Origin of the sequence: Nostoc sp. NOS(2021) (assembly GCF_017115025.1) — a bacterium.
Taxonomy (GTDB): Bacteria; Cyanobacteriota; Cyanobacteriia; order Cyanobacteriales; family Nostocaceae; genus Nostoc.
In genome coordinates this window covers 1-21,442 of sequence record NZ_JABXKM010000227.1, presented here as the reverse complement: position 1 = coordinate 21,442, position 21,442 = coordinate 1, and the positions used below count along the sequence as shown (strand labels likewise).

General features: G+C 42.8%; 23 protein-coding genes. 17 read left to right on the top strand and 6 right to left on the bottom strand.

The genetic code is table 11. The annotated features are described in order from the left end of the window. Positions 1–102 precede the first annotated feature (102 nt). Positions 103–1,161 (top strand): 3-deoxy-7-phosphoheptulonate synthase, encoded by a 1,059-nt coding sequence (aroF, locus tag HWQ41_RS24105; RefSeq protein ID WP_292768574.1) that lies wholly within the window; start codon positions 103–105, stop codon positions 1,159–1,161. 359 nt (positions 1,162–1,520) lie between these two features. Here the strand turns inward: aroF and purN are convergent, their stop codons facing one another. After that, complete coding sequence (gene purN / locus HWQ41_RS24100; protein WP_292768571.1) at positions 1,521–2,180, bottom strand: phosphoribosylglycinamide formyltransferase; 660 nt, start codon at positions 2,178–2,180, stop codon at positions 1,521–1,523. 24 nt (positions 2,181–2,204) lie between these two features. Here purN and HWQ41_RS24095 point away from each other — a divergent pair, with 24 nt between their 5' ends. Further along, positions 2,205–3,086 (top strand): carbohydrate ABC transporter permease, encoded by an 882-nt coding sequence (locus HWQ41_RS24095; protein WP_292768569.1) that lies wholly within the window; start codon positions 2,205–2,207, stop codon positions 3,084–3,086. Between the two features lie 14 nt (positions 3,087–3,100). On the opposite strand, the gene HWQ41_RS24090 is transcribed toward HWQ41_RS24095, so the two are convergent. After that, a complete protein-coding gene (locus HWQ41_RS24090) occupies positions 3,101–3,667 on the bottom strand; it encodes a thermonuclease family protein (protein ID WP_292768567.1) in 567 nt (188 codons plus the stop codon). Positions 3,668–4,206: 539 nt separating this feature from the next. Between HWQ41_RS24090 and HWQ41_RS24085 the strand changes: the two genes are divergently transcribed. The 3 genes from HWQ41_RS24085 (at position 4,207) to HWQ41_RS24075 (ending at position 6,415) form a co-directional block, all read left to right on the top strand. Beyond that, a complete protein-coding gene (locus HWQ41_RS24085; RefSeq protein ID WP_292768564.1) occupies positions 4,207–4,434 on the top strand; it encodes a hypothetical protein in 228 nt (75 codons plus the stop codon). Positions 4,435–4,513: 79 nt separating this feature from the next. After that, positions 4,514–5,503 carry a zinc-dependent alcohol dehydrogenase family protein gene (locus HWQ41_RS24080; protein WP_292768561.1) on the top strand — a complete coding sequence of 330 codons (990 nt, stop codon included), beginning with the start codon at positions 4,514–4,516 and terminating at the stop codon, positions 5,501–5,503. Between the two features lie 84 nt (positions 5,504–5,587). Continuing rightward, on the top strand, positions 5,588–6,415 hold the full coding sequence (locus HWQ41_RS24075) for a GNAT family N-acetyltransferase (RefSeq protein ID WP_292768559.1): 828 nt from the start codon (positions 5,588–5,590) through the stop codon (positions 6,413–6,415). A gap of 100 nt (positions 6,416–6,515) precedes the next feature. On the opposite strand, the gene HWQ41_RS24070 is transcribed toward HWQ41_RS24075, so the two are convergent. After that, the gene (locus HWQ41_RS24070; protein WP_292768556.1) at positions 6,516–6,818 is read right to left on the bottom strand and encodes an acylphosphatase; all 303 of its coding nucleotides are present in this window, start codon (positions 6,816–6,818) and stop codon (positions 6,516–6,518) included. A 44-nt stretch (positions 6,819–6,862) separates the two neighbouring features. Here HWQ41_RS24070 and HWQ41_RS24065 point away from each other — a divergent pair, with 44 nt between their 5' ends. The 8 genes from HWQ41_RS24065 to HWQ41_RS24030 all read left to right on the top strand — a co-directional run bounded on the left by HWQ41_RS24065 (position 6,863) and on the right by HWQ41_RS24030 (position 14,187). Then, the gene (locus tag HWQ41_RS24065) at positions 6,863–7,042 is read left to right on the top strand and encodes a hypothetical protein (protein ID WP_292768554.1); all 180 of its coding nucleotides are present in this window, start codon (positions 6,863–6,865) and stop codon (positions 7,040–7,042) included. Positions 7,043–7,470: 428 nt separating this feature from the next. Then, positions 7,471–7,848, top strand: a complete 378-nt coding sequence (locus tag HWQ41_RS24060; protein WP_292768552.1) for a DUF1823 family protein — start codon at positions 7,471–7,473, stop codon at positions 7,846–7,848. A 264-nt stretch (positions 7,849–8,112) separates the two neighbouring features. Continuing rightward, positions 8,113–8,466 (top strand): hypothetical protein, encoded by a 354-nt coding sequence (locus tag HWQ41_RS24055; protein ID WP_292768550.1) that lies wholly within the window; start codon positions 8,113–8,115, stop codon positions 8,464–8,466. 613 nt (positions 8,467–9,079) lie between these two features. Then, on the top strand, positions 9,080–9,862 hold the full coding sequence (locus HWQ41_RS24050; RefSeq protein WP_292768547.1) for a MetQ/NlpA family ABC transporter substrate-binding protein: 783 nt from the start codon (positions 9,080–9,082) through the stop codon (positions 9,860–9,862). Positions 9,863–9,960: 98 nt separating this feature from the next. After that, entirely contained in the window at positions 9,961–10,167 is a 207-nt protein-coding gene (locus HWQ41_RS24045) for a hypothetical protein (protein WP_292768545.1), read from the top strand. Between the two features lie 50 nt (positions 10,168–10,217). Then, positions 10,218–11,408, top strand: coding sequence for an MFS transporter (locus HWQ41_RS24040; RefSeq protein ID WP_292768542.1), 1,191 nt, complete (start codon positions 10,218–10,220; stop codon positions 11,406–11,408). Between the two features lie 72 nt (positions 11,409–11,480). Next, a complete protein-coding gene (namA, locus tag HWQ41_RS24035; protein WP_292768539.1) occupies positions 11,481–12,548 on the top strand; it encodes an NADPH dehydrogenase NamA in 1,068 nt (355 codons plus the stop codon). Between the two features lie 319 nt (positions 12,549–12,867). Continuing rightward, a complete protein-coding gene (locus HWQ41_RS24030) occupies positions 12,868–14,187 on the top strand; it encodes an MFS transporter (RefSeq protein WP_292768536.1) in 1,320 nt (439 codons plus the stop codon). A 74-nt stretch (positions 14,188–14,261) separates the two neighbouring features. On the opposite strand, the gene HWQ41_RS24025 is transcribed toward HWQ41_RS24030, so the two are convergent. From HWQ41_RS24025 to HWQ41_RS24015, 3 genes are read right to left on the bottom strand one after another with little or no spacing between them, the layout of a single operon-like run. Then, the gene (locus tag HWQ41_RS24025; protein WP_292768532.1) at positions 14,262–15,086 is read right to left on the bottom strand and encodes an ABC transporter permease; all 825 of its coding nucleotides are present in this window, start codon (positions 15,084–15,086) and stop codon (positions 14,262–14,264) included. Between the two features lie 5 nt (positions 15,087–15,091). After that, a complete protein-coding gene (locus HWQ41_RS24020; protein ID WP_292768530.1) occupies positions 15,092–15,874 on the bottom strand; it encodes an ABC transporter ATP-binding protein in 783 nt (260 codons plus the stop codon). A 4-nt stretch (positions 15,875–15,878) separates the two neighbouring features. After that, positions 15,879–16,820 (bottom strand): ABC transporter substrate-binding protein, encoded by a 942-nt coding sequence (locus HWQ41_RS24015; protein WP_292768527.1) that lies wholly within the window; start codon positions 16,818–16,820, stop codon positions 15,879–15,881. Between the two features lie 674 nt (positions 16,821–17,494). On the opposite strand from HWQ41_RS24015, the gene HWQ41_RS24010 reads away from it, so the two are divergent. The 4 genes from HWQ41_RS24010 to HWQ41_RS23995 all read left to right on the top strand — a co-directional run. After that, positions 17,495–19,339, top strand: coding sequence for a vanadium-dependent haloperoxidase (locus HWQ41_RS24010; protein WP_292768524.1), 1,845 nt, complete (start codon positions 17,495–17,497; stop codon positions 19,337–19,339). A gap of 66 nt (positions 19,340–19,405) precedes the next feature. Further along, a complete protein-coding gene (locus tag HWQ41_RS24005) occupies positions 19,406–19,723 on the top strand; it encodes a hypothetical protein (protein WP_292768521.1) in 318 nt (105 codons plus the stop codon). 303 nt (positions 19,724–20,026) lie between these two features. Next, positions 20,027–20,554, top strand: a complete 528-nt coding sequence (locus tag HWQ41_RS24000; protein WP_292768519.1) for a hypothetical protein — start codon at positions 20,027–20,029, stop codon at positions 20,552–20,554. Further along, positions 20,551–21,442 (top strand): aldo/keto reductase (locus HWQ41_RS23995; protein WP_292768516.1); only part of this gene is annotated, 892 nt, incomplete at its 3' end. The genes HWQ41_RS24000 and HWQ41_RS23995, both read left to right, overlap by 4 nt.

Here is a 21,442-nt window from a genome sequence, read left to right as displayed (position 1 = left end):
GTAAATAAATTTTATTTTTAACTATTCGTAATTAGACCAATAGACAACAATAAAATTAACCCGTTTACAGAAAATTTTACTCAATTAATCAGGAACTTTCAGATGATTATAGTAATGAAAAGTGGTTCCCCAGAGGCGGAAATAAACCGCATTGATGAGGAACTAATTAGCTGGGGGCTAACTCCAGAAAAAATTGTTGGTCAACACAAAGTAGTCATTGGTGTAGTAGGTGAAACCGCCAGCTTAGATCCACTACAAATTCAGGAACTTAGCCCCTGGATTGAGCAGGTGTTGCGGGTAGAGCAGCCTTACAAACGCGCCAGCCGCCAGTACCGCCACGGCGAAGCTTCGGAAGTGGTGGTTAATACTCCCAATGGAGCGGTGGTATTTGGTGAACACCACCCTTTGGTAGTCGTTGCCGGCCCCTGCTCCGTAGAAAATGAAGAAATGATTGTGGAGACAGCGCGGCGCGTCAAGACGGCTGGAGCCACATTTTTGCGCGGAGGAGCATACAAACCCCGGACTTCACCTTACGCCTTCCAAGGACACGGCGAGAGTGCTTTGGATTTATTGGCAAGGGCGCGGGAAGTCAGCGGACTAGGTATTATTACAGAAGTAATGGATGCCGCCGACCTGGATAAAATTGCCCAAATTGCTGACGTAATCCAGGTGGGGGCAAGAAATATGCAGAATTTCTCCTTGCTCAAAAAAGTGGGAGCGCAGGCGAAACCAGTTCTCTTGAAGCGGGGAATGGCGGCTACTATTGAAGATTGGTTGATGGCAGCCGAGTATATTTTGGCAGCTGGCAATCCCAATGTAATCTTGTGTGAACGGGGAATACGCACCTTTGACCGCCAGTATACGCGAAATACCCTGGATTTATCAGTAGTGCCAGTGTTGCGAAAGCTGACTCACCTGCCAATCATGATTGACCCCAGCCACGGTACAGGTTGGTCTGAGTTTGTGCCTTCAATGGCAATGGCTGCGATCGCAGCTGGCACAGATTCCCTGATGATAGAGGTTCACCCCAACCCTGCCAAAGCTTTATCCGACGGGCCCCAATCTCTGACACCAGACCGTTTTGATAACTTGATGCAAGAATTAGCAGTGATTGGTAAAGCGGTGGGACGCTGGCAGCAACCAGTAGTAGCTCTAGCTTAAAATTCAGTTGCAACTTCCTGATCAGGTATCTCGGCATAACTCCGGTGAACAGCGCATTGTTGCTGCTTGTTAGGCATAAATAAATTAAAGTTTGTAGTCAAGACTTTAGTCCTGATAAATCTGAAGAAGCGATTGATCGCTCACTACAAACTAGGATTTTCTTGTATGTTTAATTATGTCTATCTATATTATTGTAAATATGAAATAATACCCCTTTAGAAGATTTCTAAAGGAGATTATTTTTTCTAGGCGCATTCAGTTGAGCATTGATAGTTGTCTTAGGATTGGGGATAGTGACTTTCGAGTATAAAAAGCATGGGTCTGACCCCTCACGAATTCGCCAACAACATCATGTATTTTTACGTTAGGCTTAGTGTAACTTTTGACGAATAAGCTGCCAGAGCGATCGCCAGTGGCAAAATCCGATGTTCCTGAATTTGAATCCGGGCGTGGAGTGTTTCTGCTGTATCATCCGGCAGCACTGGTACTGCGGCTTGGATCAATATTGGGCCACTGTCCATTTCTAAACAAGCGATATGTGCTGTACAACCAGTGATTTTTACCCCAGATGCCAAGGCTTGTTCTACAGCATGGATTCCCTTGAAACTAGGTAACAAACTAGGATGGATATTAATAATCCTCTCAGGAAAGGCATTAATGAAAACTGACGTTAACAATCGCATCCAACCTGCCAAAATCACCCAATCTACATCGTAGTGCCGCAATGTCTGCACAATTTTCTCATCAAACTCTTCTCGGCTTTGATAGTTGCGGTGATTTAATAAAACAGCTTCTACACCTCTATTAGCTGCTTTTACGGCTGCTTTCGCCGAGGGGTTATTGTAAATTAAAACTTGAATTTGGGCATTTAGCTGTCCATCTTGGATAGCTTGGGCAACTACATCAAAATTGCTGCCATTTCCAGAAGCCATAATTCCCAATTTTAAAGGGGCGACTTGTTGGCGCTCGCTAATGCTGGGAGAAACCAAGCTAAGGGTAGAATCAGGGCGGAGGGTCATAACAGCTAAGAGGGTTAATTATAGATGCCAAAAATATATACTAAGTCGTGGTTGGATAATGATACAGTAGCCGCGTGGACTTTTCTTACACCAGCACTGATTTTACTGGGCGTTTTTATCATTTGGCCGATCGCCTATTTGTTTTACCTCAGTTTCACTGCTGGTAGTTTCACATTAAAAGGTACTTATTGGATAGGCTTAAAAAACTATTGGCGCTTGCTACTCAACCCCGACTTCTGGCAAGTTCTGGGTAACACCTTTTATTTTACTGTTGCTACCATCATTCCCAGTTTAGTTATCTCCTTGGGATTGGCAGTACTATTAAACCGCTCCATTCCCTTGCGGGGCATCCTGCGAAGTGCTTATTTTCTACCTTCAATTATCTCACTTGTGGCAGCCGGTTTGGGATTTCGCTGGCTGTTCCAAACATCAGGGCCAGTTAACGGACTTTTAGATTTTTTTGGCATTCCAGCCATACCCTGGCTAGGAGACACATTTTGGGCAATGCCGGTACTTATTGTTATGAGTATTTGGAAACAATTAGGTTTCAATATGGTGGTTTTTTTAGCAGGGTTGCAAGCAATTCCTCCCAGTCGTTATGAAGCAGCAGATTTGGATGGAGCAAATGCTTGGCAACAATTTTGGTATATTACTCTGCCTGGATTGCGCCCTACTGTCATATTTGCAATCATCACTACCGCGATTTTTACATTACGAAGTTTTGAGCAAGTTTATGTGATGACGGGCGGTGGCCCACTGAATTCGACTAATTTGCTAGTTTACTACATTTATCAAGAGGCTTTTGCTCAATTTGATTTTGGTTATGCAGCAGCAGCAGCGACGGTGTTACTAGCAGTGACGCTGGTACTAGTGTATTTGCAACTGCAAACTTGGGGAGAAGAGTAGGAGTTTTCAAGTTTCTACTTCTTATATAGGCTGCGATATTCCCAAGGATTCACAAATTTAGTATCACTCCAAACGCCAAGCCGTTGTTCCTTCGCCTTAGCTTCGGCTTGTTGAACTAAATCTTTACTAGGACACTTGTTTAAATAGGGACGATACACTTTTGCTAAACCTTCTTGCAACAATACCTGTTGTACAAAAGTGCCATTTTTTAAACGGACTTCGGCAATTTTACGCCCATAACGATCGCTATCAGTGATATTCAAAGTCACGCGATCGCCTCCTTGTTGCACCAGTTCTTGCACCCGTTCTTGGGCTTTCACACCCCAAGTAAATTGATTGCGATCGCTAGCGCTTTTACTCTGCTTTTCTTTCTTAGTATGAGCTATTTCTGGCGCATCTATACAAGCAAAGCGCACACTAAAATTTTTGCCATCAGCATCTTTGACTACTAAAGTATCGCCATCACTCACTCGCTCAACTGGTTCTCCAGAAGTACCGACAAAGCGATCGCAGCCTATCAAACCCAAAATCATGATAGTTGCACAAAGCCAAAATCGCACTGGTTTAGTTAATTTCTCCATCCAAACTCACCTGCATTACCTCTGTGAGATGATACTAGCAAAATGAAAAGATATTTTTGTTAACTATTGACATACTGCCACAGGCAATTAAAAATGGTAAGACCTCTAGCTAGTGGCAACCGAATATCAAATGCAGACTAAATAAAAATTGTCACAGATGCTGTAATAAAAGTTGCACTACTGGTGGGAAACTCCGACAATCGCAGACTCAAATTAGCTCGCGATCGCTGCAACCAGTTGAACTTGTAGAATATTCACATCAGGAAAAATATAATTCGAGGTAATTCGATCTGCGATCGCTCCCCAGGATCGCTAGGGAGTATAATCACTGAGGGGCGGGAGTGAAGATCCAAACCCGCAAGATAGAGGTAACATCTGTCAAAGTGAATATTGGAATCCGGCGTAAAGGCATAGCTGTCCAGAGGTTGTTAGTACAGATAATATAGATAAGGAGAGTGTCAAAAAATTGCATATACAATTTTTGTCAGCATTGCAGCTTTGGATGATTGACTTTTAGCTTCTAAGTAATGAATATCTTTATGAGTAGTTTAGTCTTATTACTATTGGGTTTAGGAATTTTTTTATTTGCCTTGAGAACTAAAGACGAAATTCATCGCATTGCGGCTATGGTAACTGGGACAATTTCTCTGAGTTGGGGATTTTCTCTAGCTCCCTTGTCATTTCAATTGGTATTTGAGATTATCTCAGTTTTAGCGGCTTTCTTTGTTTGTATGCGTTGTTTAGGCTGTGGTTTCAACCGAGATTAATTTTTCACTTGATAAACATTGGATTTTGTATAAAGCCATAATACTTGCTACCATTTAGTTAAAAAACTTTGAATTGCTTATGCGTGCAATGATTTTAGAGACACCGCGTCAACCCCTAAAGCTAGCAGAGTTACCGATACCAAAACCTAACTCTGAGCAAGTACTGATTCGTGTTCACGCTTGCGGTGTCTGTCGCACAGATTTGCATATAGTTGATGGAGAATTAACGCACCCCAAACTACCTCTAGTACTTGGACATCAAATTGTGGGTACTGTAGAGGCGATGGGTGAAGGCGTTGATAACTTTAATGTCGGTCAACGAGTTGGCATTCCTTGGCTAGGTTATACTTGCGGCGATCGCTGCTGTTACTGTCTCTCTGGTCGTGAAAATCTTTGCGATTATGCTGAGTTTACTGGTTACAATCTTAACGGCGGTTATGCAGAATACACTGTTGCCGATTACCGCTTTTGCTTTCCCCTAGACCCTAGCTATGCTGATTTGCAAGCTGCACCCCTGTTGTGTGCTGGCTTAATTGGCTATCGTGCTTACAGAATGACAGGTGATGCACAAAAACTGGGTTTTTATGGCTTTGGTTCAGCCGCTCACATTTTGATACAACTGGCTCGTTATCAAAAACGTCAAGTTTTTGCTTTTACCCGTTCTGGTGATGTTGAAGGACAACAGTTTGCCCGTCAATTGGGTGCAACTTGGGCGGGTGGCTCAGATGTATCACCCCCAGAACCTTTGGATGCAGCGATTATTTTTGCTTCCGTAGGTAAGCTAGTACCAGATGCTTTGCGTGCAGTTACCAAAGGCGGTATCGTAGTTTGTGCTGGGATTCACATGAGCGATATTCCCTCTTTTCCCTATGACATTCTTTGGCAAGAAAGAGTGTTGCGTTCTGTTGCTAATCTGACTCGCAAAGATGGTGAAGAATTTCTGACCTTAGCGCCCAAAGTTCCGATTCGCACAGAAGTAAATGCTTTTCCTTTAACTCAAGCAAATGAGGCTTTAGATGCGCTTCGTAGTGGCAAAATTGCAGGTTCAGCGGTTTTGGTAGTTGACTAGTACTGCTCTACAGAAATATACACACCGTTAGTCTAGCTAAAAATGGTAGGCTCACTCGTGTAATTCTGTACTCAAACTTTTAATATGAACCAGGTTTTACAGGATTTATCGACACCTAACTTAGTGACAGCGCTCGAAAACAATATGTTCGCATTCTTGACGAACTATGGGCGGGCGCCACATCGCCAACTCTACTCTGAATCTAACCTGATTCGTTTTTCTACTGGCATTTCTTTTCCGTTTTTTAACGGTGTTTGCCGTGCCCAACTCTACCCTGACCAAATTGATGCTACCATCACCGGAACTCTCAATTACTTTACCGCGCAGCAGATACCAATGTTTTGGTGGACAGGGCCAGCAACCCAACCAGCGGATTTAGGAAAGTATTTAGAAGCTCATGGATTAAGCCGTTTAGGTGAATTGCCTGTGATGGCGATTGATTTGTCGGCTTTAGCTAAGGATCTGTCTGTGCCAGCAGATTTAGCGATCGCACAGGTTAAAGATCACGAAACCCTGAAGCATTGGGTGCGAGTTGCAACGGTGGGCTTTGAAATTCCTGATAGGGAATACAATGCCTATTATGACCTAGAGTTAAGCTTGGGAATAGATTCCAAAGAATATATCCGTTTTATTGGCTGGTGGAAAGGTTTGCCCGTGGTAACATCAGCATTGTATCTAGATCCACAAGTAGCAGGTATCTACGTTGTTGCTACAATCCCAGAAGCAAGAAGAAATGGATTCGCAACAGCACTGGTGCTAACTGCACTACAGAGAGCTTATGCTCTTGGATACCATGTTGCAACATTGCAAGCCACGGAAATGGGGGTAAATGTATATCGCCGGATCGGATTTCAGGAGTACTGTAAGACGGGATTATACCTTTGGACGAGCCAACTGGATCAAAATCATTAGCTTCATTACCGGCTAGCTGTATTCACAGAAGGCAGGGGAGCAGGGGATAGTTTTTCTTTCCTGTGCCCTGTAACCTATAACCTGTTCCCTTGTTAACTCCCTACTCAACCCGCTTAACTTCAAATCCCCGCAACTCTTCCGGTACTTCATACTCAACCACAACATCTTTCACCACAGCACCAGGTGGCCCAGAGTGACACCAGCGAACCATGTCATCTACAACCTCTCGCGCCCCTTCAAAGACTGCTTCTACTCGACTATCGGGGAGATTCCGCACCCAACCAGTTAATCCCAACTGGCTAGCTGTATCCACTGTGGCGTAGCGATAGCCCACTCCTTGGACTCGGCCAGAAATGAATACATGGGCGCGGATGATCTTTGGCAGTGCTGTGGAATTCTGCATAGACTGGTCTAATCTTTACGATTTCCAGTCTACCTAGTTTGTGTATGCACAACCTGTTTTTAACTCTAACTCGCGAAATTAATCCCGGTCTTCGTCATCGCCTTCATCGCCGCGATGTCTGTACTCTCGATCTTAGTCTTCGTCATTGTGATTTCTGTACTAGCGATCGCGATTATCCTACTCTTGATCACGTCGTTTCTGCTTGCGACCGACTATATTTCTGAACAGATCCCCTATTCTCATAATCTTCCTCTTGAGTTGGCGAATCTCCTTATTTAGGGTCACTTTAATAGTTTGTCTTAGGACTTACGCATCAACTACGAAATGTAGGGGCAATTCATGAATTGCCCCTACGGTAAATCAAGGCTTTACTACCTTTTTGCGTAAGTCCTGCGTCTAATGCTTGTGGCAGATAAATCTTCCAGCAGGTGTAGATAAAAATAAAGTTATCCCTATCTTTGGGAGTGCAATAGAGTAATGATAAAGTCTTTCTTACTACCTACTAATTTTTATACATTTACAGCGCTTTTCAAGTAATTGAACTACACCACTCCCTACTCCCTATTCCACCTACCAGTCGTAGTCTAAATACCTGAAAACTGCTGTAATTTAATCAGTAGTCAGTTTTTTCACTTGGAATTTTGAATTGTTTATGTCTAACCTGCCCCCACTCAATACAGAAACAATTTGGGCAATTCTTGACGAGAAACTTGATGATGCCATAGTTAATCAGTTGCTATGGCATTATTTAGGCTATCGCTATGATTCCTCAACTGCACAATGGGACACTACCCAAGTTGCACCAGAATGGCAGAATGAGTACCCACAACCACCAGATTTCATTGAATCTCGCCCTGCAACAGTCAAGTTGACTCGTTCCATTCCTGCTGAAAATAAACAAATCCTAAAAGAAAAACTGGGTTTCAAAGGTTACAAAATTGGTGAATTTGGGCCTCGTCAAACTCGCAGGGCGACGGCGGCAAATTGGTTGTTAAGTTATCTGCAACAAACTAATACCATTTCTTTTTGAAGATGCGCCTATAGAACTTACCCAAAACCGCGCTGTAGGGGCAATTCATGAATTGCCCCTACGTGAATAAAGCGCAGCCTCACATAGAATTGGTATAAGTAGGTGGGCGCGAATAATTAAAGGTTTGTACAGAGCAGGAATCATTGACAACCTAAGTATATACGCAATAAAATTATTATTGTATAACCTAACGATAGAGTTAATTAAAAAAATTTGATCACAGAATAAAGACAAGCAATATTAAAGATAATTTGGATAAAATAAATGAACGCCAACATTATTGCTTTCTTGGGGATTACGGCAGCCTTTGCAAGCTTAGGAAGCCAGGTGTACGCCCAGTCACCTGCATCAAGCTCAAATCGACAACAATACAGATTAACTGGTGATTCTCTAGTTGGAATTGATCAGAGAACATCTCAAAATGACTTTAAAAGCTTTTTTGAGCAAACTAATCCAGCAAGCATCTCCAACAATAATAGAAGAGACAATAAAACTCCAGTCAAAATCCGCTTTAACGAATCATTATCACTGCCAGACACTTCTGTTTTCTTAGCGCCCGCTCAGTCTGGGAATGACAATGATGGATTGCAAGTACAGTTAGATATAGGGAGAGAATAATCAGGTATAAAGGTTAACGCTGTAGTTTTAGGTGTATATGCTTTATTTGCCTGATTATCAGCAGTCCATGTGCGGGGCGCACTTCAGAATGAAACAAAGCTAGAGTGATACCATTTCACGAAATACCTGATACTCAAATCTTGCATCTGTTCCATCTCCCGCCAAGAAATTTATTTCTTGGCTAATAGCTAAACTCCACTAAAGTAAGCAAGGACGACGCTAGTGCGGTCTTGGGATGTATCCCAAGACCGCACTGGCTAGGCTTTGTATCTCGCGCTCAAATCTCGATACAATTCTTCTTTTTATACGTGGCTCTATACTCAGAGCTAAAGTTTTTATTAATACTTCTTACATAGCTGCCTTCTGCTCTCAGCAAGACTGCCTTTCTTTGTAATACCACAAGAAACAAGCACGAATTGCCGGAGCAGCTTTTCCCTTGAGGTGCGTTTTGCCGCCACCGCAACGCTTTCGCTATCGGTGACGCTTAATTCATATTTTTATTCAGCAACGCCCTTGTTTTTTATCTTCATCTATGCAAATCTTATAGTCAATACTGCATTAAACCTATCGATTTATCGTAGTATACAAATAAATTGCCCAATAGCAGGTAATAGTGGTACAGCAGCTTTTTAAACCAGGTGAGATTTTTAGTGTTTTAGGACAAAGAGGTTCAGAAAAAGAAGTCATTCAAGTCGAGGTGACGGGAATCATATCTGAAGATATTTTGAAGTTTGTAAATACCAAGCTGGCACATCAGGAAGGATTAGAAGTAAAAGTTGTTACTTTTAATGACTGGATACAACCGAATACAGCTTTAACAGACAAAGTAATCGATGCCAATTTTTTTCAACATCGACCTTTCATGAATAATGCTGTCAAGGAACTCAAAATAAATTTATTCCCATTAAATCTAGTTTCCTTAAGCACACTGGGTCTTTTCTCAAAAAACCTTAAATCTGTGAATGAAGTTCCCCAAAATGCCACCGTCACAATTGCCAATGATGTGATTAATAACGATCGAGGACTAAGGTTACTGGCAAGCAATGACTTAATCAAACTAAAGGAAAATACCAAGGGATTTGGAACTCAGAGAGACATAGCTGAGAATCCCAAAAACTTGCGAATCAAGGAATTAGAAGGAGTCCAAGTAGTTCGAGCTATTAATGATGTAGACTTAATTGTTTCCTCGGCTCAGACTTTTGCTCTAGCAGGAATAATACCGCAATCTATGGGACAGGAGACAGCTAAAGATAAAAAGTATGTCTTGGCATTAGTCACATTACAGGGTCGAGAAAATGAACCCAAAATTCAGAAGCTGAACAAGCTGCTTAACGCTCCACAGGTGAGAGATTTTATTAACAAGCAGTATCAGGGGCGAATAGTACCTGTATTTTAAAGACGGCGAAAGAATGAAGGATGAAAATTTTGCTACTTCATCTTTTCTAAATTAGGAGTTACTAAACTGAAATTGTTACATGACTGGAGAATCAAGCAATGTTTTTCGGACAAATTGAAAAAGAATTATTTTGTGGAGAAATTTGGTCAATTTGGCAAAAAACTAAATTACCAGATCATCTACAGTTATTAGTGGATCAAGAACTAGGAAAACGCGATATCTGGGAATTCCAGACCCAAGAGCCTGATGATCAGCCTATTCATCCAAGTCTTGATCAGGACTCTATTCATTCAACAAGTATTTAAGCTACTATTCCATATTTTGGTGCATCATAATGAGTTCTAAAGAGCACACTGTGACCACTGATCGCAATTCGCTGACGCAGCGAAGTACCGTTTTAACTTTAGCGATCGCTTGTGGTTTAGCAGTGGCAAATGTCTACTACAATCAGCCGCTACTGGCTGATATGGGACGTAGCTTGAATATCTCTGTCCAGCAGGTGGGATTTATTCCCACTCTCACCCAAACTGGCTATGCAGTGGGGCTACTGTTGTTAGTTCCTTTGGGCGACATGATGGAACGCCGGTGGTTAATTGTCACTATGCTAGTTTTGCTGGCCTGTGCCTTGGTGGTGGAGGCTACAGTTCCTAATCTCCTCTGGTTATCTGTGTCGAGTTTCGTAGTTGGTTTCTGTAGCATAGTGGCACATCTAGTTATTCCACTCGTCGCCCATCTGACACACCCCTCAGTGCGAGGAAAAGCGATCGGAACGCTACTCAGTGGGATGATCCTCAGCGTCCTCCTTGCCCGTTCAGTCAGTGGGATAATTGGCGAATATCTGGGTTGGCGAGCCGTATATGGCATCTCGGCAGGTGTGATGCTTGTCTTAGCTTTTGTGATCCAAGGGCGGATACCTGTAAGCAAGCCTTCGTCTACACTGTCGTACCAGCAACTGATGCAGAGTCTTGTACAACTCGTTCGTGAGCAGCCTGTATTACGTGAAGCGGCGCTGAACGTTGCACTAGTATTTGCAGCCTTTAATGCTACGTGGGTCACTCTAGTTTTTCTGCTGGAATCTCCTGCCTATAATTACGACAGTCGAGTTGCAGGTCTATTTGGCTTAGTTGGCTTAATTGGCGTCTTTACCACCCCCATTGTTGGACGGCTAGCAGACAAGCAAGGCCCCAGAATGTTAGTTGGAATAGCTGTTGTTCTATCTCTATCAGCTTTTGTGATCCTTTGGATAGCTGGTGGAACTCATTTTATGGGTCTTATATTAGGGATGCTTATTCTTGACTTAGGAATGCACACTGGTTACATTTCAAACCAAATCCGCGTCTACAACTTAGTTCCAAATGCTGAGAGCCGTTTGAATACCGTGTACATGGTTACAAACTACACTGGCGGCGCACTCGGCTCTTTTCTTGGTACTTATACCTGGGGATTGTGGCAGTGGAACGGCGTTTGTGCTTTGGGATTCTTTTTGTTGGCTGTGGCGTTTATCGCTCATTTCAGTGTACGTAACAGAAAATCTACAGCCGTTTAATGCAAATTCGGAGTTCATGCTGCAAATCCGTCCCCAATTTCTTTTACCTAGCAAGAGAAGGAATCAATATCAATGGCACATCTGTTTGAACCATTCAAGATTCGTGAAGTTACCTTTCGCAACCGCATCGCCGTTTCACCGATGTGTCAATATTCCAGTACAAATGGATATGCTAATGATTGGCACGTTATTCATCTAGCTTCTCGCGCAGTTGGCGGTGCAGGTATAGTGCTAACAGAAGCAGCAGCTGTAGAAGCTGGCGGACGCATTAGCCCCCAAGATTTGGGAATCTGGTCAGATGCACACATAGAAACTTTGGCCAAAACTGTAGCATTAATTCATAACTTTGGATCTGTTGCAGGTATTCAACTTGCTCATGCAGGTAGAAAGGCCAGCACTGCCAAACCGAGTAAAGGAGGGAAAGTGCTGGATGAATCTCAGGAAGGTTGGCGTCCCTTGGTTTCGAGTAGTGCGATCGCTTTTAGCAAAGATAGCCCAGTTCCAGAAGCCCTCAGTCTTGAAGGAATTCAACAAGTTATTGACGCCTTTGTTCAAGCTGCCAAACGTTCTCTGCAAGCTGGTTTCAACGTAGTGGAAATTCATGCTGCCCACGGTTATCTACTGCACCAGTTTCTCTCACCCCTTTCTAACCAACGGCAAGATGATTATGGTGGCAGCTTTGAAAACCGGACTCGTCTGCTTAGAGAAGTTGTTCAAGCAGTCCGAGAGGTTTGGCCCCAGACACATCCACTTTGGGTATGCATCTCCGCCACCGATTGGGTAGACAAAGGCTGGGACATTGAGCAAACTATCGCTTTAAGTGACAAACTCAAGTCTCTAGGAGTTGATCTCATCGATACTTCATCAGGCGGTATTATACCGGGCATTAATATACCAATTAAACCTGGTTATCAGACTCAATTTGCCGAACGCATCCGCCGCGAAGCCGATATTCATACAGGAGCCGTGGGCTTAATTACATCTCCTGAACAAGCTGACGAGATTATTCGCACAGAAGTAGCTGATATAGTGCTGTTAGGACGTGAACTACTCCGCAATCCTTACTGGCCACATCTGGCAGCCAAACAACTGGGACACGATAAACTCTGGCCTGTTCAATACGACCGAGCTTGGCTGTGATTTAACCTATGCTTCATTGAGCATCAATCACCTCAAACCCTTGCTGCTTGGCGGTAGGGGTTATGGGTTGATTTGCAAGAATTGTGGGTATTCGACCAGACATGGTATGATACGTAGTCTATTCATACTGCTGCTATTTTTTTGTTCTAATAGTAAGCATACAAACTTTCTGTCTGACTAACATTAAGCTTTACTAACACTCTTTCCATCAAAAAAATTAGTAGCTCTAGCCCTTGAAATTGAGCGATAAATCACTCACTACGAACCACTAGTTCATATTTTTAAGTTAAGTCTATTTTGACAAAACAGGGAAACGCTCATGCTACCAAGTAATAGAGAAAACTTCCAAAAAGACAAACTAAAGTTTGTTTCTTTTGAACTTCCGTCTGCGCTTCAATCCGTAAATTTCTCTTGTTTCGTTATCGGAGAAAGCTTATCTTTTTTTGGGTCTTGGATGACTCAAATTGCTTTAGTATGGTTAGTTTATCAATTAACTAATTCGGCTGTATTAGTGGGTGTGGCTGGATTTACAAATCAAGCTACGGGTTTGATTATTACTCCTTTGGTAGGAGTCTTGCTAGATCGCTGGAACTTACGATATGTCCTATTAACTACTCAGCTAGTATCTATTGTGCTATCTTCTACCCTAACCTTTCTAACTCTTAGCGATAACATTAATGTTGCATGGATTATTGTCATTGGCACGCTTCAGGGAACAGTAAAAGCTTTCGATTTACCAGCCCGTCAGGTAATTATTCCCAGACTTTTGGATAAGAAATCAGATACTTATAGTGCGATGGCTTCCCATTCATTCTTGATTAATACAGCGAAGTTTGTTAGTCCGATGATTGCGGGTTTACTAATTGCTAGGTCTGGTGCAGCTTCCTGTTTTTTAGTAGATAGTATTAGTTATTTACCCTTTGTATCTGCAATTTTAACTGTCAAAGTAAACCCAGTTATAAATAATTCATCTACTCAAAAATCACAAATTTGGCAAAACCTCAAAGAAGGGTTTATTTACGCATACGAATTTTTGCCGATTAAATATTTATTAGTACTCCAAATTATTATCTGTTTTATGGGAATGACTCATGTCAATTTAGTGCCCATTTTTGCTCAAGAAGTTTTGAAAGGTAATGCTGAAACTATGGGATTTTTGATGACAGCTTCGGCACTTGGTTCCATAGTTTCAGGTATTTATCTCATCTCTAGAAAAAATGTCATAGGATTGGGAAAGATTATAGCAAGTTCTGCCGCAATTCTAGGTTTAGGTTTAATAGTTTTTTCTCGCTCAACGAATTTAGAGATTTGTTTAGTATTCATGTTTATCATTGGCATGAATAATAGTCTAACTTTGGCTTCAATTAGTAACTTTATGCAATCAATTCTTCTTGATGAAGATAAAAGAGGTAGAGTAACTAGTATATTTACAACTGGTTTCTTAGGAATCTTGCCTTTTGGCAATTTATTTTTCGGAGTATTAGCAGGTCATTTTGGTGTTACTAATGCTTTATTCTTTGGCGGTATTTGTTGCATTTTAGGAGCATATTTCTTTAGTAGACAACTGCCCCAAATAAGAAAAATAGTGCATCCAATTTATGCAGAGTTGGGCTTACTTCCACAGTCAAATAAAGGCTAAATCCGCTTTTATTGGATGTTGTCTGGAAGCGATGTCTACGACGGGCGTAGCTGCGGCCTAATTTTCTCAACTTTTTAACTACGTTTCATACCCCATTTTTGCACTGTTCTGATTTCAATTAATCGAAAAATATAATCGACAGCTAAACCCAAAATTGCAATCACCACTAATCCGGCAAATACGCGATCGGTTTGCAGGAAGTAGCGACTGTTATTAATCTGCCATCCCAAACCGCTAGTAGCACCCCCTGAACCAAACACTAACTCAGATGCAATCACGGTGCGCCAACCAAAAGCCCAAGCAGTTCTCAAGCCTGTTAAGATGTAAGGCAATGCAGCAGGGAGCATAATTTCTCGAATCAGTCTAAAACCATCTAGACCCAGGTTTTTCCCCACCATCAGAACCGTTGGGTTGATGGTACTGAGTCCCATTTCTGTATTCAGGGCAATGGGCCAAGTTGTAGCATGGGCAGTAACTACGATAATCGAAACAGAAGTGAACCCAAACCAAATGATCACTAGGGGTAAAATAGCGATCGCAGGTAAGGGATTCAGCATCGAACTCAGCACAATTAGCAAATCTTGACCAAAACGAGAAACTTTGGCGAAAGCTGCTAAAGTCGTACCCACAATCACACCCAAGACCATACCAGTACATAACACGGACAAAGTGCTGAGTGTTGCTTGCAGCAGTTTTTGACTCAATAAATCTTGCCACAGTACTTCTAGGACTGCTATTGGGCCTGGAATCAGTAAGGCGGGAACTTGGGTAAACCACACATACAATTGCCAAAAAATCAATAGACCGCAAAAAATTACTCCGCGCCTGAAAGTACTACTGGCTTGGAGATCAGCATATAACTTCTCAAATTTATGGGAATTTGCTGTTGTTCGAGTCACAAATCTCATACTCGAAAAGCCTCACGACGGGAATCATTACCGAGTAAACTTTCTAAATAGGCAGCAACTTCGACAAACTTATTAGTGTTGATCTCATTAATCTCTGCGGTATCAACAATTTCTTTGACAGTTCCCGGTACTGGTGTCATCACTAAAACTCGATGTCCCAGGTAAACAGCTTCTTGTATGGAATGGGTGATTAAAATGATTGTCAACCCTGTATTCTGCCAAATAGTATTGAGTTCGTATTGCAGTTGAGTCCGTGTCAGCGCATCCAAAGCGCCAAAAGGCTCATCCATCAGGAGAACTTGAGGTTTTACAGCCAAAGCGCGGGCGATCGCTACCCGTTGTTTCATCCCGCCTGATAACTGATGGGGATACTTATTGACAGCTGCTGAGACTCCCACCAAGTCGAGATATCTTACAGCTTCAGCAATGGCAGCTTTACCAGCAGCTTTGCCTGTAGTCTCAAGGGCATAAACAACGTTTTGCACCACAGTCTGCCAAGGTAGGAGTTGTTCAAAATCCTGAAAGACAACGATCCGATCTGGACTGGGAATAGAGATGCGTTTACCTGCCATCAGTAATTCTCCGCTACTGATAGACTGAAAACCAGCGATCGCCTTTAACAGCGTACTCTTTCCACAACCCGATGGCCCAATAATTACAAACTTTTCTCCTGGTTTGACAGCAAAGCTAACATCTTCCACAGCCGGAAATTTATTCTTACCTTCGCTGTAGCTAATGTATACATTTTTTGCTAATATTAACGATTCTAAATTAACCATCAATTTAATCTCCCCCAGCACCTTTAAGCGGCGGTAAAATCAATTCATCAATTGATTTGGGCTGCTTGTTTAACATCCCGATTTCATGCATAAATGCTCCACATTTGAGGAAGGCTCTTGGCTCAATACCGTATGCCACCGCCTTATTCGTGAGCCACTTTTTATATTGCTCCTGTGAGATTTTTCCACTATCTATTTCTGAGAGAATTTTGGCCGCTTCATCAGGTTTTTCATTTACGAGTTTAGTAGCATTCGCAATTGCGGTATACAAAGCTTTACCAAACTCAGGATATTGATTGTAGAATTTTTCAGTTGTAAATACACTTGCTATGCTAGTCTTACCAAAAATATCAGAGCTTTTAATAATTACCCTACCACCTTTTTCAACTTCCTGAAATTGAAAAGGTGGCGTTGTAAAATGTGCATCAATTTGACCAGTTAACAGAGACTGCAACCCTAGAGGGTGAGCAATCACTTGCAGGTTTTGATCAAGTGCTGCGGGATTTCCTAAGTCTTTTTGTGCCACCTTCCGCAGTACAATTGCCTGTACCCCATCTAGAGATGGTAAACCAATTTTCATTCCTGGTTTGAAATCTTTGAGACTTTTGATATTGGGGTTTTTCGTTATTAGCCAAAACTCACTATAGTTAAGTGAAGCTAATATTCTCCAGCCCACACCTTTATCCCAACCTACGAGAAACGACCCAGGACCACCGGCACCAACTTGTATTTGATTAGCGATAATTCCATCCCTAATAGCTCCACCATTCGATAATTCTTTCCATTCAAATTGTGTCTTGGTAAATTTTTTTTCTAAAATTTGCTGCTGCTTAACGATAAGTAGATTAGCGTAATTAATTCCAGGTTGATAGGCAATTGTTACTTTTTCTGGTGCTTGTGAAGCAGTTTGATTACCAGAAGCACAAGCTACAAATACAAACGTCAATAGTCCTAATCCAATCAAGAAACCCCACGTTCTAAATCTCTTGAATATCATCATTTTTTCCCTTTTGTAAGAGATTTATGTTATTTTCTAAGTTAAACGAAAGTATCACACAGCTAGCAGCAAAAAACAAGGTCTTTTCAAGCTAGACCCCCACGGGCGGTTCGCCCACAACGAGGGCATGAAAATTTATTCCCCCACTCTTCATCTTGCACTGCCGTAATTGCTGCGGCTCTTGCTAAGTTGATTGTAAAAACCTCTTGATTTTCATCACCATTTGTGAGAAAGTCTGATTTAATATCTAGAAATACGGTAAATCTATCGAGTTACCGTATTTTAACAGTTTGACTGGAAGAAAGTACAGCTAATATAGCTGGGCTTGAATCCTGGCAACACGCTATAGGACTGATTAAGACTACGGAAGTGTAATAGCCATGTGATGAAAGCTTGAATATTAGCACTAAATACCTACATGACTGTCAGTAGAAGCATCTCCAGCGCAAGTTAGCTTCTAGTAGAACAACCCTAGATTTCATCCCAAATTCAGTGAGATTGCCCTCTTTTTCTAGAGGTGGATATTCCATGTGTGGCTCAAAGTCATTCTAGCTTTTAGCCGTTCATGTATTTACTCATGGCTGGATTTTTGAATTATTTTTTGCCAGTGGAGAACAACTTAGATGCAAGCAGATCCCAATTCTCATCAAGACTCTGAAAAAAATGCTCAAGCTCATGGTGAAATAACAAAAACTAAGCAACCTCAAACTAGTGCAGGTAGTAGAAGATTATTCCTCGGTCGCACCAGCAGACGTTTATTTATCGGTCGCGTCGGTTTGTTTAGTGCGGCTAGTGTTGTGGCAGGGTTTTTCAGCTCATCCCTTTCCTTGAAGAAAGGAGGAAATGTTGTCCGGGCCCAAGAACCTGCTGCAAAGTCTAACTATGGCAACAATTTACGTGAAAAAGCTTTTCAAATACGCACAACAGCAGCAAAGGTTAATCGGGAAATTCCCATTCCTCCTCATCCCACCAACGAAGATGAGGCGAAGTATACCAACAAAATTGCGACGGATACACGAGGATTGCCCCATAATCAGCTGGGCGAAGTCGATCTGAAGGCTTATCAATCTTTGATTAATGCGCTGAACTCCGGTGATCCCAACGAGTATGAAAAGATCATCCTGGGCGGCAAACGGAAGTTGGTACAACCGCTCACTCCATTAGCAATTAGCTTGAGTGGGGTGAATACTTGCCAATTGACGATTCCAGTGCCACCCACCCTCGATAGTGCAGAGCAGGGGGCTGAATTCCTCGAAATTGCTTGGCAACAACTCTTGCAGGATGTACCCTTTAGCGAGTTCCGCAATGATACAACTAACCCGCTGATTCTGGCAGCAGTTCAGGATCTGAATCGATTGTCAGCATTCAAAGGGCCGAAACAAAACGGACAGGTTACACCCGAACTCCTATTTCGAGGCACCGCGATTTACGTTGATGCCTCTGGTCAAACGATTTACCACACTTTACCAGGGGTAGATGTGGGGCCATACGTCTCCCAGTTTTTACTGCGTCCTGTGCCCGCAGGAACACATAGTTATGCTCAACTTAACCGTGTTCCCCTAGCTATTCCCGAAAACAGTTTTCAAACCAACTATGACGAGTGGTTGCTAGTACAAAATGGTGGTGATTCTGGTCGAACGATTAAGTTTGACTCGACCCATCGCTACTTTATCAATGGTCGCGACCAGTCAGAGATTGCCCACACGCCACCACCAGTCTATACAAATGCGGCTCTAATTCTACTCGCCAAGCCAGTTAAGGATGACCCCCTAGTTGGTGGCGTTGGCTCACCTTACAATCCCGGTAATCCTTACAACAAGTCGAAGACACAAGCGGCTGGTTCTGGGACATTTGGCCCGGGGTATTCACAATCTCTGATCGCTTGGGTTAGTCCACATGCAATTAGAGCGGCTTATTGGCAAAAGTATTATGTTCACCGTCGTCTGCGAGCGGAGGCTTATGGGGGATTGGTTCACAACAACAAAGTGAATAAAACGAACTATCCGATTCACCCTGAAGTTTTCAAGTCAGAAGCACTCGATCGCTTCTTCAGCAAAAACAAATCCTATCTGCTACCGCAAGCTTTTCCCGAAGGGGCACCGTTGCACTCTTCTTATCCAGGGGGCGCTTCGGTATCAGCAGGTGCCAGCGTCACGATCTTGAAGGCGCTATTTGATGAGAGTTATGTGATTCCGAATCCAGTGGTGCCCGATCCCAAAGATCCCACCAAGTTGATTCCCTATGAAGGGCCACCACTGACAGTAGGCGGGGAATTGAACAAACTAGCGGCGAATATTGGCTTGGGTCGTGATAGTGCTGGGATTCATTGGCGCACAGATGCAGCAGCGTCGTTGGCCCTTGGCGAAGCGATCGCTATCGGCATTCTTAAGGATGAAAAGCTAACGTTCCGCGAAAAATTTGAAGGTTTCACATTCACCAAATTTGATGGTACAAAAGTCACGATTTAAAACTTTCACTGTTTAGAAAAGCACTATACCAACTTTGGTAATTGGCATTTTGTTAGTGGTTATATCATGCCTAATCGTAAGTGGATTTGGACTGATGCTCGTGGCAAGAAGCAGCCCTATGTGACACTCTATACCCGTTTATTTTCTCCATCGAATCCACACGTCGCCAAAGTTGATGCTGCTTATCGTGCATTTGAGGTCAAGCTGCGGCAGAATGCTTGTGTTGTCTGCCACAGTCCTGACAACGCCAGTAAGCAGAATCCCTTATTAATCTTGAGTTATCCCAATCAGGCACTCTCTTTACGGCACGAAACTGTGCGCCAAATCAAAGAGAAACGGATGCCTCCTCCGGCTGGTATTTTTGATGATCAAGAGCGACAATAGTTGATTGAACTTGCCCAGACATTTGCCCAAGCAGGCGATCGCGCTCTCGCTTACGAAGGTGAAAAATTAACTTCTGGAAAAAACTAATACCAACAAAAGTAGTTGTGTGTCTTGGCGTTTTCAGAGGCGATCGCAACTCCTAAACTGCTCAATTTTGAGAAAAGCGATCGCCATGACAGTATATTTTGGATGAAATTCTTAATCTAATTATTTTAAAATCCGGTAACACGATTGAGATACAGTAGTTTATAGCCTAGCTTTAGCAAAGTAATGCTTGTCGCAGTGCAATGCTGTGGGAAACCAATGGTAAAAGATTTATCTGGACTCGAAATTACTAGTGATTCATCAGCAGGGGTAGATGCCATCAATAGCTTTGTTGATCAGTTACTGTGTGTTGGTAACGATGCCCAAGTTGTTCTCAAAGCAGTTGAGGCTGATCCGGCTAGTGCGATGCCTTCTCTACGAGAGGCTTCTCTTTCAGAGACGCTAACGCGAACGCCAACGGCGGGCGTAGCCATCGCTAATACTCAAATTGCCGCCTTTTATTTGTTTGCTGGTGGCTCTGTTGCCTTAACCCAGGCGAGATCATATCTCAATGTGGCGAAAGCAAACCTGAAAAGAGCTAACGATCGCCAAAAGCTTTATGTTGCCGCAATTGAAGCATGGGTAAACCGAGATATTGCTCAAGCGATCGCTGGCAATATTCCCGTGATACAGCGGGAATTAGCTAATACTTACAGCCAGCTAGGACACATCGATGAAGCACATCGAGCTTCTCAACTTGCTTTAGAACTTTCACAACGTTATCAAAAAGTAGAGCAAACAGTATGACGACATACGTAAATCTCGGAAAAAGTGGACTGAAAGTATCACGCCTGGCTCTGGGTACTATGACCTATGGTTCTCGTAAATTGCGAGAATGGGTGTTGGAAGAAGAAGAGAGTCGCCCGTTTATTCAACTAGCTTTGGAATTGGGGATAAACTTCTTTGACACCGCCGATGTTTACTCTTTAGGTGCCAGCGAAGAAATTTTGGGACGGGCGCTTAAGGATTTTGCAAAAAGAGATCAGGTCGTCATTGCTACCAAAGTCTTTAGTAAAATCGGTGATGGCCCCAATGATCGGGGACTGTCTCGCAAACATATTTTTGATAGCATTGATGCCTCATTACGGCGGCTACAAACAGATTACGTCGATTTGTACCAAATTCACCGTTGGGACTACGAGACACCAATTGAGGAAACCCTAGAGGCGCTGCATGATGTAGTCAAATCAGGTAAAGTTCGTTACTTGGGAATCTCAAGTGTTTACGCATGGCAGTTCGCCAAAGCTCTCTACACGGCTGACAAACACGGCTGGACTCGCTTTATATCTATTCAAAACCATTACAACTTAGTTTATCGAGAAGAAGAGAGAGAGATCATACCTCTATCTCTAGACCAAGGGATTGGGATTATTCCCTGGAGTCCGCTAGCACGAGGCTTTCTGGCGGGGAATCGCAGCAAGGAAAGTTATGGCGAGACACTACGGGCTAAAACCGATGAATTTGCTCACAATCTCTACTATCAAGATTCCGATTTCCAAATAGTCGATCGCGTCGTAGAATTAGCCCAAAAACGCGGTGTTAAACCAACGCAAATCGCCCTAGCTTGGCTATTGCATCAACCGGGTGTGACGGCTCCGATTGTTGGTGCTAGTAAGATAGAGCATCTCAAAGAAG

What these genes read in the sequence shown, in the direction of transcription:
- aroF (WP_292768574.1), top strand. Translation starts at nt 103, where the DNA reads ATGATTATAGTAATGAAAAGTGGTTCCCCAGAGGCGGAAATAAACCGC.
- purN (WP_292768571.1), bottom strand. Translation starts at nt 2,180, where the DNA reads ATGACCCTCCGCCCTGATTCTACCCTTAGCTTGGTTTCTCCCAGCATT.
- HWQ41_RS24095 (WP_292768569.1), top strand. Translation starts at nt 2,205, where the DNA reads ATGCCAAAAATATATACTAAGTCGTGGTTGGATAATGATACAGTAGCC.
- HWQ41_RS24090 (WP_292768567.1), bottom strand. Translation starts at nt 3,667, where the DNA reads ATGGAGAAATTAACTAAACCAGTGCGATTTTGGCTTTGTGCAACTATC.
- HWQ41_RS24085 (WP_292768564.1), top strand. Translation starts at nt 4,207, where the DNA reads ATGAGTAGTTTAGTCTTATTACTATTGGGTTTAGGAATTTTTTTATTT.
- HWQ41_RS24080 (WP_292768561.1), top strand. Translation starts at nt 4,514, where the DNA reads ATGCGTGCAATGATTTTAGAGACACCGCGTCAACCCCTAAAGCTAGCA.
- HWQ41_RS24075 (WP_292768559.1), top strand. Translation starts at nt 5,588, where the DNA reads ATGAACCAGGTTTTACAGGATTTATCGACACCTAACTTAGTGACAGCG.
- HWQ41_RS24070 (WP_292768556.1), bottom strand. Translation starts at nt 6,818, where the DNA reads ATGCAGAATTCCACAGCACTGCCAAAGATCATCCGCGCCCATGTATTC.
- HWQ41_RS24065 (WP_292768554.1), top strand. Translation starts at nt 6,863, where the DNA reads ATGCACAACCTGTTTTTAACTCTAACTCGCGAAATTAATCCCGGTCTT.
- HWQ41_RS24060 (WP_292768552.1), top strand. Translation starts at nt 7,471, where the DNA reads ATGTCTAACCTGCCCCCACTCAATACAGAAACAATTTGGGCAATTCTT.
- HWQ41_RS24055 (WP_292768550.1), top strand. Translation starts at nt 8,113, where the DNA reads ATGAACGCCAACATTATTGCTTTCTTGGGGATTACGGCAGCCTTTGCA.
- HWQ41_RS24045 (WP_292768545.1), top strand. Translation starts at nt 9,961, where the DNA reads ATGTTTTTCGGACAAATTGAAAAAGAATTATTTTGTGGAGAAATTTGG.
- namA (WP_292768539.1), top strand. Translation starts at nt 11,481, where the DNA reads ATGGCACATCTGTTTGAACCATTCAAGATTCGTGAAGTTACCTTTCGC.
- HWQ41_RS24030 (WP_292768536.1), top strand. Translation starts at nt 12,868, where the DNA reads ATGCTACCAAGTAATAGAGAAAACTTCCAAAAAGACAAACTAAAGTTT.
- HWQ41_RS24020 (WP_292768530.1), bottom strand. Translation starts at nt 15,874, where the DNA reads ATGGTTAATTTAGAATCGTTAATATTAGCAAAAAATGTATACATTAGC.
- HWQ41_RS24010 (WP_292768524.1), top strand. Translation starts at nt 17,495, where the DNA reads ATGCAAGCAGATCCCAATTCTCATCAAGACTCTGAAAAAAATGCTCAA.
- HWQ41_RS24005 (WP_292768521.1), top strand. Translation starts at nt 19,406, where the DNA reads ATGCCTAATCGTAAGTGGATTTGGACTGATGCTCGTGGCAAGAAGCAG.
- HWQ41_RS24000 (WP_292768519.1), top strand. Translation starts at nt 20,027, where the DNA reads ATGGTAAAAGATTTATCTGGACTCGAAATTACTAGTGATTCATCAGCA.